11 protein-coding genes and 1 pseudogene are annotated in these 12,442 nt (G+C 72.6%); 8 read left to right on the forward strand and 4 right to left on the reverse strand.

Annotation, left to right across the window (positions count from 1 at the left end; genetic code table 11):
• Positions 1-350: 350 nt before the first annotated feature.
• The gene (locus VE614_RS27785) at positions 351-1,313 is read left to right on the forward strand and encodes a hypothetical protein (protein WP_324942973.1); all 963 of its coding nucleotides are present in this window, start codon (positions 351-353) and stop codon (positions 1,311-1,313) included.
• 22 nt (positions 1,314-1,335) lie between these two features.
• Here the strand turns inward: VE614_RS27785 and VE614_RS27790 are convergent, their stop codons facing one another.
• Positions 1,336-1,761, reverse strand: coding sequence for a Rieske (2Fe-2S) protein (locus tag VE614_RS27790; protein WP_324942977.1), 426 nt, complete (start codon positions 1,759-1,761; stop codon positions 1,336-1,338).
• Positions 1,762-1,962: 201 nt separating this feature from the next.
• Here VE614_RS27790 and VE614_RS27795 point away from each other — a divergent pair, with 201 nt between their 5' ends.
• Both VE614_RS27795 and VE614_RS27800 read left to right on the forward strand, forming a co-directional pair.
• A complete protein-coding gene (locus tag VE614_RS27795) occupies positions 1,963-3,039 on the forward strand; it encodes a LacI family DNA-binding transcriptional regulator (RefSeq protein ID WP_324942980.1) in 1,077 nt (358 codons plus the stop codon).
• Positions 3,036-3,944 (forward strand): carbohydrate kinase, encoded by a 909-nt coding sequence (locus VE614_RS27800; protein WP_324942982.1) that lies wholly within the window; start codon positions 3,036-3,038, stop codon positions 3,942-3,944. The genes VE614_RS27795 and VE614_RS27800 overlap by 4 nt, the downstream gene beginning before the upstream one ends.
• Positions 3,945-4,006: 62 nt before the next feature.
• Here VE614_RS27800 and VE614_RS27805 read toward each other — a convergent pair whose 3' ends face one another.
• Positions 4,007-4,870: a helix-turn-helix domain-containing protein gene (locus VE614_RS27805; RefSeq protein ID WP_324942985.1), complete on the reverse strand. Its 864-nt coding sequence runs from the start codon at positions 4,868-4,870 to the stop codon at positions 4,007-4,009.
• A gap of 100 nt (positions 4,871-4,970) precedes the next feature.
• Between VE614_RS27805 and VE614_RS27810 the strand changes: the two genes are divergently transcribed.
• Positions 4,971-5,537: a YceI family protein gene (locus tag VE614_RS27810; protein ID WP_324942987.1), complete on the forward strand. Its 567-nt coding sequence runs from the start codon at positions 4,971-4,973 to the stop codon at positions 5,535-5,537.
• Between the two features lie 70 nt (positions 5,538-5,607).
• On the opposite strand, the gene uvrA is transcribed toward VE614_RS27810, so the two are convergent.
• Positions 5,608-8,622 carry an excinuclease ABC subunit UvrA gene (uvrA, locus tag VE614_RS27815; protein WP_324942989.1) on the reverse strand — a complete coding sequence of 1,005 codons (3,015 nt, stop codon included), beginning with the start codon at positions 8,620-8,622 and terminating at the stop codon, positions 5,608-5,610.
• 223 nt (positions 8,623-8,845) lie between these two features.
• Here uvrA and VE614_RS27820 point away from each other — a divergent pair, with 223 nt between their 5' ends.
• From VE614_RS27820 to VE614_RS27830, 3 genes and pseudogenes are all read left to right on the forward strand, one after another.
• Positions 8,846-9,532 (forward strand): maleylpyruvate isomerase family mycothiol-dependent enzyme, encoded by a 687-nt coding sequence (locus VE614_RS27820; protein WP_324942991.1) that lies wholly within the window; start codon positions 8,846-8,848, stop codon positions 9,530-9,532.
• Positions 9,533-9,583: 51 nt separating this feature from the next.
• Positions 9,584-10,240, forward strand: coding sequence for an MBL fold metallo-hydrolase (locus VE614_RS27825; protein ID WP_324942994.1), 657 nt, complete (start codon positions 9,584-9,586; stop codon positions 10,238-10,240).
• A 304-nt stretch (positions 10,241-10,544) separates the two neighbouring features.
• Positions 10,545-10,736, forward strand: a pseudogene (locus VE614_RS27830) (peptide ABC transporter ATP-binding protein); the annotation flags it as partial.
• 22 nt (positions 10,737-10,758) lie between these two features.
• On the opposite strand, the gene aroQ reads toward VE614_RS27830, so the two are convergent.
• Complete coding sequence (aroQ, locus tag VE614_RS27835; protein ID WP_324942996.1) at positions 10,759-11,232, reverse strand: type II 3-dehydroquinate dehydratase; 474 nt, start codon at positions 11,230-11,232, stop codon at positions 10,759-10,761.
• A 96-nt stretch (positions 11,233-11,328) separates the two neighbouring features.
• Between aroQ and VE614_RS27840 the strand changes: the two genes are divergently transcribed.
• Positions 11,329-12,375 carry a S66 peptidase family protein gene (locus VE614_RS27840; RefSeq protein WP_324942999.1) on the forward strand — a complete coding sequence of 349 codons (1,047 nt, stop codon included), beginning with the start codon at positions 11,329-11,331 and terminating at the stop codon, positions 12,373-12,375.
• Positions 12,376-12,442 lie beyond the last annotated feature (67 nt).

A 12,442-nucleotide genomic window follows, 5' to 3' on the forward strand; every position in this document is an offset into this window, starting at 1 on the left:
GTCCGGGATCTGTCCCGGCTCGGGGCGGTAGCTGGAGGGGTCGGCCATGTCTCACACCCTACTGGCGAGGACCGACACTCCGGCGGGCCGTGGCCGGTGCCCGCGGCCTTCCGCGAGATGACGCAGGGGAGGGCACTCGTCGCGGGCAGGGGCGAACCTCGGCCAGGAGTGCGCCACGGTTGGGCTTCAGGTGTTGTCGGGGCTTGGTCAACACGCTTCAATGCGGGGGAACTCAGGGCCGTGAACCACGGCGTACGGATGTGAAGGACCCCCGACGCCGGCGGGGGTGGCCCCGCTCGGAACCCCCGCGAACGGTCTGACCAGCCGTTGTCATCCAGAAAGGCCCCTGCATGCCGCACGCCACACAGCACGCGGACGCCGCCCCCGACGTCGCCGCCGCGGACCTGGACCTGGACACGGCCCTGCGAGGCGGCCCCTTCCACGTCGCGCTGCGCGCCGCGATCGCCGCCCGCGGACTGCCCCTGCAGCGGGTGCAGCACCATCTGTCGCGGTACGGCGTGAAGGTCGGCGTCACGAGTCTGAGCTACTGGCAGCAGGGCGCCCGCCGGCCGCAGCGCCCCGAGTCGCTGCGCGCCGTCCGCGCGCTGGAGGAGATACTCCAGCTGCCCGACGAGTCGCTGATCCGGCTGCTCGCGGAGGCCGACGAGCGCTCCGCGCGGCGGCCCGCCACCCGCTCCTACCGGTCCCTCGTCGAGGCCTCGGACGTCCTGGACCGGCTGCTGGCCGAGCTGGGCGCCCGGCTCGACTGCGGTCTGCACATGCTCGGCCACCACGAGCGGGTGCGGATCGGGGCGCGCCGCGAGCTGGCGGCACGGGAGTCGCACCACATCGTGCGCGCCCACGAGGACGGCGTCGACCGCTTCGTGGCCGTGCACCACGGCGACCCCGGGTGCGCGCCGGAGCGGATGACCGTGCACGCCCTGGACAACTGCCGCACCGGGCGCGTGCGCTGGCACCGGCAGACGGGAGTGGTCGTCGCCGAGCTGCTCTTCGACACCCGGCTGCGGGCCGGGGACACGTTCCTCTTCCGGTACGGCGTCGAGGACGGCACGGCCGGGGCGTCGCGCGAGTACCTCCGCGGGTTCGGACCGGCGGGCGGGCAGTACGCGCTCCAGGTGCGGTTCGACGAGCGTGCCCTGCCGGTGCGCTGCCACCGCTTCACCCAGCACTCGGCTGCGGCGCCCCGCAGCGGCCGCCGGGAACTGGCCCTGACCGGCCGCCACCACTCGGTCCACCTCGTGGAGCCCCGGGTGCGGTCCGGGATCGTGGGCATCGCGTGGGACTGGGAGTGAGGGCCACGCCCTGAGGCAGGCGTCAGGCCTTCGGGCCCGCGACGATCCTTCCGTTCTCGCTGCGGACCGCCAGCTCCACCAGCGGCACCGTGGCCGGGGACTGCAGCACCTCGCCGGTCGCGGCGTCGAACTCGCTGCCGTGGCAGAAGCAGGTCAGCCGGGTCCCCTCCAGCTTGGTGATGGGGCAGCTCGCGTGCGTGCAGATCGTGCTGTACGCCTTCAGGGCGCCCTGCTCGTCGCGGCTGACCACCACGTTGTGCTCGCGGTAGAGCCGGGCGCCGCCCTTCGCGACCTCGCTCTCCGCCCCGAGGTCGACGGGCGCGGTCGGGGCGGCCGGGGCCTTGCGGGCGCCCTCCGGGGCGCAGGCGGCGAGGCCCAGCCCGGCGACGGGGGCGAGCGCGGCTCCGCGCAGGACGGTGCGGCGGCTCGCGGAGGGGCGGGCGGACATGGGGTCTCCCTGGTCTGGGCCGGTCGTGAGGCGTGGGGCGGTGGCGCCCGGGGGGGGGGTAAGCCGACGATAACCGGGGCCCGGTCCGCGGAGACCGGGTGGGGTGGCGGCGGCGCGTAAACGCTTGCGCAAGCGTTTACGCGCGTCCTCCGATGGGATACCTTGCCGCGCAGGACGCGAGGAGAACGAGGAGCGGACCGCATGCCGACCATGGCCGACGTGGCGCGCAGCGCCGGGGTCTCCGTGGCGACCGTCTCGCACGTGCTGAACGGCACCCGGCCCGTGCTGCCCCACACCCGCCAGGCCGTCCTCGACGCGATCGACGAACTCGGCTACACCCCGAACACCCTCGCCCGTTCCCTGGTGACCTCCCGCACCCGGTCCATCGGGCTCGCGGTGTCGGCGATCAGCAACCCGTACTTCACGGAGATCCTCCAGGGCGTCGAGGCCGCCGCCCTGGAGCACGGCTACGGCCTGCTCATCGCCGACCCGCACGACGACCCCCGGCACGAGCGCAAGGTCGTCCAGCTGCTGCACGAGCGCCGGGTGGACGGGATGATCGTCGCCCCGTCCGCCGACCCCCGCGAGCTCGTCGCCTATCTGCGCCGCCACAACGTGCCGGCCGTCCTCCTGGACCGCGTGCTCGACGACCGCGCGGAGGGCGCCCAGCGCTTCGACCAGGTCTGTGCGGAGAGCGCCGAGCCGATGACCCGGCTGGTCACCCATCTCGCCGGACTGGGCCACCGCCGGATCGGCCTGGTCGCGGGCCGGCCCGGGCTCAGCACCACCAGCGAGCGGATCACCGGCTACCGGCACGGCCTCGCGGCGGCCGGGCTGCCCTTCGAGGAACGGCTCCTGCTGCACGGCGACTCCGAGACGGCGGGCGGTGAACGGGCCACCGCGGCCCTGATGTCCCTGGCCGCGCCGCCGACCGCGCTGGTCACCGGCAACAACGCGATGACCATCGGCGCCCTGCGCGCCCTGCGGGAACGGGGCCGCACCGTGCCCGGCGACCTCGCGCTCGCCTGCTTCGACGACTTCGCCTGGGCGGATCTCTTCTCGCCCCGGCTCACCGCGATCGCCCAGCCCAGCAGGGAGCTGGGCGCGACGGCGGTGCGGGTGCTCCTGGAGCGCCTCGACGCGCCGGACCGGCCCGCCCGGACCGTGCGGCTGCCCTGCGCGTTCGTCCACCGCACCTCGTGCGGCTGTCCCGACCGGCCCCGGCGGCCGGATGCGTCCGAGGGGCCCCAGCGGCCCGAGAGAGGAGCCGACTCGTGATCGTCGTCGCCGGTGAGGCCCTGATCGACCTGGTACCGCAGGGCCCGGGTGCCCTGGCGAACCTGCGCCCGGCGCTCGGCGGCGGCCCGTACAACACGGCTGTCGCGCTCGGCCGGCTGGGATCCCCGGTCGCCTTCTGTTCGCGGGTCTCGTCCGACGCCTTCGGTGAGGCCCTGCTGGACGGGCTGCGCGAGGCGGGGGTGAACGTGTCGGGGGTGCAGCGCGGCACCGAGCCGACCACGCTCGCGGTCGCCACGATCGACGCACACGGCTCGGCCGCCTACTCCTTCTACGTCGACGGCACCGCCGACCGGCTGTTCACCGCGCCCGCCGCCCTCCCGACGGGGACCCGCGCGGTGTCCTTCGGCACCTGCTCGCTCGTCCTGGAGCCCGGGGCGAGTGCCTACGAGGAGCTGATGCGGGCCGCCGCCGGACAGGGGGTGTTCACCGCGCTCGACCCGAACGTCCGGGCGGGTCTCATCGCGGACGCGGACGCCTACCGGGCCCGGTTCCTGAAGTGGCTGCCGTCGGTGACGCTGCTGAAGCTGTCCGAGGAGGACGCGCGGTGGCTGGGCGGCACCCCGCGCGAGTGGCTGGCGGCCGGGCCCTCCGCCGTCGTGATCACCCGGGGCGGCGACGGGCTGACCGTCGTCACCCGGGACGGCGCGGAGTACTCCGTGCCGGGCGAGAAGGTCTCCGTCGTGGACACCATCGGCGCCGGCGACACGGTCAACGCGGCCCTGCTGCACGGCCTGGCCGAAGAGGACGCCCTCTCCCCCGCCGCGCTGGCCGGCCTGGGCGCCGACGGCTGGACCCGGCTGCTGCGGTTCGCGGCCCGCGCGGCGGCGATCACCTGCTCACGGGCGGGCGCGGAGCCGCCGTACGCGCAGGAGCTGGACGGCTGACGGACGGCTGTGTGCCGCCCACATCCGAACGGCCGGCGGCCCGGGCACGGTCCGCCGTCGGTTCAGCCGGCCCGGCCCACGGCCCGCAGGGCGCCCGGGTGGCGGCCGTCGAGGCGGTCCAGGGCGGCGGCCGTGGCTTCGTCGGCCGGCAGGTGCACGACGATCCGCTGGCCGTCGTCCGGCAGCGCCAGCGTCTCGTGCAGCAGCCGCAGCGGTCCGGCCTCCGGGTGCTCGACGCGCTGGCCGCCGACCCGCCGGGGGGCCGTCGCGAGATCGGCGAACCGGTCGGCGAACTCCGCACCCGCCGTCACCGTGAGTTCCTCGGCCAGCTCGGCGGCGTACGGGTCCCGCAGGGGCACGTCGTGCCGGAGCTGGGCGACCAGGTTGTCGGCCTCGCGTTCCCAGTCGGGATAGGCGTCGCGGGCGCGGGCGTCGGTGAACAGATGGCGGAGCAGGTTGGGGTGCTCGGCGTCGAGCACCCCGATCGGGCCGAACAGCCGGGCGTAGCCGGTGGTGTGGGCGAGGACGTCGCCGATCCAGTTGAGCACCACGGCGGGGGCGGGCTCCAGGCGTTCCAGGACGGCGCGCACCGTGGCGCGCGGGGTGCGGCTGAGCGGCGGGGCCGCGCCGCAGACCAGCGGGTCGCCGCCGTCCGCCTCCTTGACCAGGCGGCGCAGCACCATCCGGTCGCGCAGGGACAGGTCGAGCGCGTCGGCGAGAGCGCCGAGGACCTGGGCGGAGGGGTTGCGGTCCCGTCCCTGTTCCAGCCGGGTGAGGTACTCGACGCTGATGCCGGCGAGCGTGGCCAGTTCGGCGCGGCGCAGTCCGGGCGTGCGGCGGCGGGTCCCCGGGTGCAGCCCGACCTCCTCCGGGGTCACGGCCTCGCGCCAGGTCCGCAGATAGGTGCCCAACTCGTTGTCGCTCACCCCGCGAACGTACCAACGCCCGCGCGCGGGAGGGTGTCCCTGTGACTACCAGGCTTCGCCCGGTCTCCCTGCCGCGCCGCGCTGCCCCGAGGGTGGAGGCATGACGCAGAACGACTTCTCGAACACGCTGACCACCGCTCCCCTGCCGCTGGCGCCCGGTGACTGGGAGCTGGACCCGCTGCACTCGGCCGTCAACTTCACCATCCGCCACCTGGGGATCGCGAAGGTCCGGGGCCGCTTCGCCGATGTGCAGGCCGCCCTGCACGTCGGCGAGGCGTTGGCCGACGTGCGGGTGACCGCGGAGATCGCCCTGGCCTCCGTCGACACCGGGAACCCGGACCGGGACGCGCACGTCCGCGCGTCCGACCTGCTCGACGTGGAGAAACGGCCGACGATGACGTTCCGTTCGACACGGGTGTCGGGCGCGGGCGAGGACTGGACCATGGAGGGCGACCTGACGATCGGTGAGGTGACCCGTCCGGTGACGCTCGCCGTGGAGTTCGGCGGCGTGGTGGACGTGCCGGTGGACGGCTCCCGGCACGCCGGGTTCGAGGCGACGGGCGAGATCCGCCGCAGCGACTTCGGCCTCGGCTTCGCTCCGGGGCTGCTCGGTGACACGGTGAAGATCCAGCTGGACATGCAGTTCGTGGAGCCGCGGGGCGCCTGAGGCGGAGACGGACGCGCGGTGCCCCGGGGGAACGGGGGTCCCCCGGGGCACCGCGCGTCGGTGTGGGCGCTCAGGCCTTGCGGGCCCGCGTCGTCCTCTTCGCGGGCGCCGCCTTCTTGGTGGCCCCGGCCGCCTTCTTGGCCGCCGTGCCGTCGGCGCCCTTGGCGGCGGCCGTCTTCCTGGCCGCGGCCTTGGTGGCCGTCTTCCGCGCGGGGGCGCGCACCGGCTCGGCGTCGCTGATCCGGTCGGCGCCGAGGACGTCCCGCAGGAACTTGCCGGTGTGGCTGGCCGGCACCGCCGCGACCTGCTCGGGCGTGCCCTCGGCGACCACGAGACCGCCGCCCGCGCCGCCCTCGGGGCCCATGTCGACGAGCCAGTCGGCGGTCTTGATCACATCGAGGTTGTGCTCGATGACGATCACCGTGTTGCCCTTGTCGACCAGGCCCGACAGGACCGTCAGCAGCTTGCTGATGTCCTCGAAGTGCAGACCGGTGGTCGGCTCGTCCAGGACGTAGACCGTGCGGCCGGTGGAGCGCTTCTGCAGCTCGCTGGCGAGCTTGACGCGCTGGGCCTCGCCGCCGGACAGGGTGGTCGCGGACTGCCCGAGCCGGACGTAGCCGAGGCCGACGTCGTGGAGCGTCTTGAGGTGACGGTTGATCGCCGGGACGGCCTCGAAGAAGTGCATGGCCTCTTCGATCGGCATGTTCAGGACCTCGGCGATGGACTTGCCCTTGTAGTGGACCTCCAGGGTCTCCCGGTTGTACCGGGCGCCGTGGCAGACCTCGCACGGGACGTACACGTCCGGGAGGAAGTTCATCTCGATCTTGATCGTGCCGTCGCCCGCGCAGTTCTCGCAGCGGCCGCCCTTGACGTTGAAGGAGAAGCGGCCGGGCAGGTAGCCGCGGACCTTCGCCTCGGTGGTCTCGGCGAACAGCTTGCGGATGTGGTCGAAGACGCCGGTGTAGGTCGCCGGGTTCGACCGAGGGGTGCGGCCGATGGGCGACTGGTCGACGTGCACCACCTTGTCGACGAGGTCGTCGCCGTCCACGCGCGTGTGCCGCCCGGGGACGTTCCGCGCGCCGTTCAGCTCGCGGGCCAGGTGGGTGTAGAGGATGTCGTTGACCAGGGTCGACTTACCGGAGCCGGAGACGCCGGTGACCGCGGTGAAGACGCCCAACGGGAACGAGACGTCGATGTCCTGGAGGTTGTTCTCCCGGGCGCCGTGCACGGTGAGCTGCCGGGACGGGTCGATCGGGCGCCGGATGTCCGGCACCGGGATGGACTTCTTGCCCGACAGATACTGCCCGGTCTGCGACTCGGCGTTGGCGAGCAGCTCCTTCAGGGAGCCGCTGTGCACCACCTTGCCGCCGTGCTCACCGGCGCCGGGGCCGATGTCGACGATCCAGTCGGCGATCTTGATGGTGTCCTCGTCGTGCTCGACGACGATGAGCGTGTTGCCCATGTCGCGCAGCCGGACCAGGGTCTCGATCAGCCGGTGGTTGTCGCGCTGGTGCAGGCCGATCGACGGCTCGTCGAGGACGTAGAGAACGCCGACGAGGCCGGAGCCGATCTGGGTGGCCAGGCGGATGCGCTGAGCCTCGCCGCCGGAGAGGGTGCCGGCCGCGCGGTTCAGCGAGAGGTAGTCCAGGCCGACGTCGACGAGGAACCGCAGCCGCTCGTTGACCTCCTTCAGCACCCGCTCGGCGATCTTCTTGTCGCGGGCGTTGAGCTTCAGCTCGCCCAGGAAGTCCGCGCAGTCGCTGATGGACATCGCGGAGACCTCGGCGATCGACTTCCCCATGATCGTGACCGCGAGGACGATCGGCTTGAGGCGGGTGCCCTCACAGGTGGGGCAGGGCACCTCGCGCATATAGCCCTCGAAGCGCTCCCGGCTGGCGTCGGACTCGGCCTCGCTGTGCCGTCGCTTGACGAAGGGCACGGCGCCCTCGAAGGGCGTGGTGTACACCCGCTCGCGGCCGTACCGGTTGCGGTAGCGGACCTCGATCTGTGTCTTGTGGCCGTACAGCAGGGCCTTCCTGGCGCGCTGCGGCAGGCCCGCGAACGGGATGTCCGTGCGGAAGCCGAGCGCGTCGGCGAGGGCGCCGACCAGGCGGCCGAAGTAGTCCTTGGTGTGGCCGTGCGACCAGGGGTGGATGGCGCCCTCGTCCAGGGACTTGTCCGGGTCGGGGACGATCAGCTCCGGGTCGACCTCCATGCGCGTGCCGATGCCGGTGCACTCGGGGCAGGCGCCGAAAGGCGAGTTGAAGGAGAAGGAGCGGGGCTCCAGCTCCTCGAAGGACAGGTCGTCGTAGGCGCAGTACAGATGCTCGGAGTACATCCGCTCGCGCTCGGGGTCGTCCTCGGGGAGGTCGACGAAGTCGAGCACGACCATGCCGCCGGACAGACCGAGGGCGGTCTCCACGGAGTCGGTGAGGCGGCGCTTGGCGGACTCCTTCACCGTGAGGCGGTCGACGACCACCTCGATGGTGTGCTTCTCCTGCTTCTTCAGGGTGGGCGGGTTGGAGAGCTGGATCGTCTCGCCGTCCACCCGCGCGCGGGAGTAGCCCTTGGTCTGGAGGTCGGCGAAGAGATCGACGAACTCGCCCTTGCGCTCGCGCACCAGCGGCGAGAGCACCTGGAAGCGGCTCCCCTCCGGCAGCTCCAAAACCTTGTCCACGATGGCCTGCGGCGACTGGCGCGAGATCGGGCGGCCGCACTCGGGACAGTGCGGCTTGCCGATGCGGGCGAAGAGCAGTCGCAGGTAGTCGTAGACCTCGGTGATGGTGCCGACCGTCGAGCGCGGGTTGCGCGAGGTCGACTTCTGGTCGATGGAGACCGCCGGGGACAGGCCCTCGATGAAGTCGACGTCCGGCTTGTCCATCTGACCGAGGAACTGGCGGGCATACGAGGAGAGCGATTCCACGTAGCGCCGCTGGCCCTCGGCGAAGATCGTGTCGAAGGCCAGGGAGGACTTGCCCGACCCGGACAGGCCCGTGAAGACGATGAGCGAGTCACGAGGCAGGTCGAGCGAGACGTTCTTCAGGTTGTGCTCGCGCGCGCCACGGACGATGAGACGGTCGGCCACGCCGGTCCGCACCTTTCTTGAGAGAAGTGACAGGGGCGGGGCCCCCGTCGTTCCCAGACTAGGGGGAGCCACTGACAACGCCGGTCGGATTTCCCGGTCGCATAACAATCCCCGACCCTCCAGCATGCCCGACGCCGCCACCGACCATATAGCACGTGCATTCGATTTGCGGTCCTGGTCCGCCGCCTTCACCCGAAGGAGTGGCGGGGCTAGGGTCGGGCTCATGATTGATCACGCGCGTGACCTGGCGTCTGTACGGGAGGCGACCGAGCGGCTGCTGAGCGCAGCGGCCGGGCTGGACAACGCGGACGTGACGGAACCGTCACGGCTGCCGGGCTGGAGCCGCGGCCACGTCCTCGCCCATCTGGCCCGCAACGCGGACGCCCTCGTGAACGTCCTGGAGGGGCGTCCCATGTACGTCTCCGCCGAGGCCCGGGACGCCGACATCGAGCGGGACGCCGCGCGTCCCCTCGACGAGCAGCTCGCCGACGTCCGCGCGAGCGCGGAGCGGTTCCGGGCGGCGGGGGCGGCGCCCGCCGACTGGTCGCGGACCGTGGAGCTGCGCAACGGCGTCACCGACTCGGCGTCCCGGGTGCCGTTCCGGCGGTGGGTCGAGGTCGAGCTGCACCATGTGGACCTCGGCATCGGGTACGAGCTGGAGGATCTTCCGGCGGAGTTCGCCGAGCGGGAGATCGACTTCCTCGCCGACCGCTTCACCGGACACCCGGACGTGCCGCCGACCCGGCTGACGGACGGCACGCGCGCGTGGCGCACCGGCCGCGAGGCGGACGGCCCCGAGGTCACCGTGCGGGGCGCCCGCGCCGATCTGCTGGGCTGGCTCGCCGGCCGCCGCGACGGCTCGGCGCTGACCGTGGAGGGCGGGCCACTGCCCTCCCTGCCCCCGCTGTGAGCCTCTGCGACGACCTGCTCGGGGCGGGCCTCCCGCCCTAGACTGGCGGCCATGACGTACAGCGGACAGGTGACGGTCGGCGGCCCGGCGGACGTGCACGAGCTCAAGGACCTGATGATCACGAAGATCGCGGTCGGCCCGATGAACAACAACGCCTATCTGCTGCGTTGCCGGGCCACCGACGAGCAGCTGCTGATCGACGCGGCCAACGAGGCGCGGACCCTGCTCGGCATGATCGGTGACGACGGCATCGCGTCCGTCGTCACCACGCACCGGCACGGGGACCACTGGCAGGCCCTCGCCGAGGTCGTCGCGGCCACCGGGGCCCGCACGTACGCGGGCCGGGACGACGCCGAGGGCATCCCCGTGCCGACCGACGTCCTGGTCGACGACGGCGACGTCATCCGGGTGGGGCAGGTGGAGCTGACCGCGCGCCACCTCGTCGGCCACACACCCGGGTCGATCGCGCTCGTCTACGACGACCCGCACGGCCACCCCCATGTGTTCACGGGCGACTGTCTCTTCCCGGGCGGTGTGGGCAACACCCACAAGGATCCGAAGGCGTTCGCCAGCCTGATCCATGACGTGGAGACCAAGATCTTCGACGTCCTCCCGGACGAGACCTGGGTCTATCCGGGACACGGTGACGACACCACGCTGGGCGCGGAGCGTCCGCAGCTGCCGGAGTGGCACAAGCGGGGGTGGTGAACACCGCCTCGTGAACGTGGGAGCCCGGGCAGAGGGCGCGCGGTGCTCGACTCGCGCCCCGTGTGAATCGACTGCACGCTCCGGCGCCCCGCGCGCGCTCCCGGCGCACGGGGTTGCGCGGTTCACTGGAGACAGCCCCGCGCGGAACGACGGCTTCCGCGTGGCACGGGCCGCCGGTCCCTTCCTCCCGCCCTCGGCCGGCGGCCCACGGCCCGGCCCGGCAGGGCCTGTTCACAGGAACGCAACCCCCGTTCCCAGCCTGCGGACATTGACTGGCGTGACCTCGACAAACGCGGGCCGCGCTGTCAAGGACGACGGCATGACCATGGTGCTGGCGACACACGAGACGGGCTTCGCGCGGGAGGTCGCCGACCAGGTTTGTTTCCTGGACGGAGGGGTCGTGCTGGAGCGCGGGACCGCCGAGCAGGTCTTCGGCGACCCACGGCAGGAGCGCACACGGCGCTTTCTACGGCGCATCGTGGAGGCCGGGCGCCTGCAGGACCGCCCGCGCGCCGGTGTCACGCATTCGCGCGGGTCGGCCCGAGCAGCGCGGCGACCCGCTCCACGCCGAAGACATAGCCCTGGACACCGCATCCGGCGATGACGCCGTCGGCGCGCAGGGAGACGTAGGAGATGTGCCGGAACGACTCCCGCTTGTGGATGTTGGAGATGTGGACCTCCACCACCGGCATGCCGTCACAGGTGTTCAGCGCGTCGAACAGCGCGATGGAGGTGTGCGTGTAGGCGCCCGGGTTGATGACGATCCCGCAGTGGTTCTCCCGCGCCTCGTGGATCCAGTCGATCAACTCGCCCTCGTGGTTGGACTGGCGCAGGTCCACCGTGCCGCCGTGCGCGGCCGCCGCCTCGGCGCACCGCGCCTCGACGTCGGCGAGCGTCTCGGAGCCGTAGATCTCCGGCTGGCGCTGCCCGAGGAGGTTCAGGTTGGGGCCGTTGAGAATCATGATCGGGGCGTTGGCCAGGGTGCGGGGCACTGTTCCTCCGGTCCGTTCGGGGCGGTCCGGCGGGACCGCTGCTCGCCCCGGTTTATCACGGTGCGCCCACCGGGTGACCGCCCCTACCCTTCCGGCATGATCACACCCGCCTACCCGCCCAAGCCCTCGCCCGGCGACCGCATAGCCGTCGTCTCACCGGCCAGCGGTCTGCCCGGCCCGTTCCCGCTCCCCTACGAGCTGGGCCTGGAACGACTGCGCAGCGTGTACGGCCTCGAACCGGTCGAGTACCCGGCGACGCGGACGATGGGCGCGACGCCGCGGGAGCGGGCCGACGACCTCCACGCCGCCTTCGCCGACCCGGACATCAAGGCGGTGATCGCCTCGATCGGCGGCGACGACCAGATCACCGTGCTGCCGCTGCTGGACCGGGAGTTGATCCGCGCCCACCCCAAGCCGTTCGTCGGGATGAGCGACAACACCAATCTGCTGGCCTTTCTGCGCAACACCGGCATCGTCGGCTACCACGGCGCGAGCGTGATGGTCGAGCTGGGCCGCCCCGGCGCCATGCACCCGCTGACGGCCGACTCGCTGCGCGCGGCGCTGTTCACCTCCGGCCCCTACGAGCTGCGCCCGGCCGACCGCTGGAACGACGTGGACCGCGACTGGGCCGATCCCGCGACCTTCGACGAGGAACCGCAGTCCCGGCCCAGCACCGGCTGGACCTGGGTGAACGCCGACCGGGTGGTGGAGGGACGCAGCTGGGGCGGCAACCTGGAGATCCTCGGCTGGCTGCTGATGGCGGACCGCGAGATCGCCCGCGACCCGGCGGAGTACGACGGCGATGTGCTGTTCCTGGAGACCTCGGAGGAACTGCCGAGCGCCGCGGAGGTCTTCCGCACGCTGCGCAACATGGGCGAGCGCGGCCTGCTGCGGCGCTTCTCCGCGCTGCTGATGGCCCGGGCGAAGACCTGGTCGTTCGCCCACCCCAACAGCCCGGAGGAGGGCACCCGTTACGCCGCCGACCAGCGCGAGGCCGTCCTGCGCGCCATGCGCATCTATGCCCCCGGCACCCCCATCGTCTTCGATGTGGACTGCGGGCACACCGACCCCCAGCTGGTGATCCCGTACGGCGGCACCGTGCGCGTCGACGGGCCCGCCCGGCGCATTACGGTCACGTACTGACCGGGGACGGCCACCTCCACGCGCCCCCGTAACTCGCTGTCACTGTGGGTAGTTGACGCGGCATGCA

The sequence above is a fragment of the Streptomyces sp. genome, from assembly GCF_035645055.1.
Lineage (GTDB): Bacteria > Actinomycetota > Actinomycetes > Streptomycetales > Streptomycetaceae > Streptomyces.

Bases quoted from the DNA above. Each gene is read 5' to 3' on its own strand.
- VE614_RS27785 (WP_324942973.1), top strand. From the start codon at position 351: ATGCCGCACGCCACACAGCACGCGGACGCCGCCCCCGACGTCGCCGCC.
- VE614_RS27790 (WP_324942977.1), bottom strand. From the start codon at position 1,761: ATGTCCGCCCGCCCCTCCGCGAGCCGCCGCACCGTCCTGCGCGGAGCC.
- VE614_RS27795 (WP_324942980.1), top strand. From the start codon at position 1,963: ATGCCGACCATGGCCGACGTGGCGCGCAGCGCCGGGGTCTCCGTGGCG.
- VE614_RS27810 (WP_324942987.1), top strand. From the start codon at position 4,971: ATGACGCAGAACGACTTCTCGAACACGCTGACCACCGCTCCCCTGCCG.
- VE614_RS27820 (WP_324942991.1), top strand. From the start codon at position 8,846: ATGATTGATCACGCGCGTGACCTGGCGTCTGTACGGGAGGCGACCGAG.
- VE614_RS27825 (WP_324942994.1), top strand. From the start codon at position 9,584: ATGACGTACAGCGGACAGGTGACGGTCGGCGGCCCGGCGGACGTGCAC.
- VE614_RS27840 (WP_324942999.1), top strand. From the start codon at position 11,329: ATGATCACACCCGCCTACCCGCCCAAGCCCTCGCCCGGCGACCGCATA.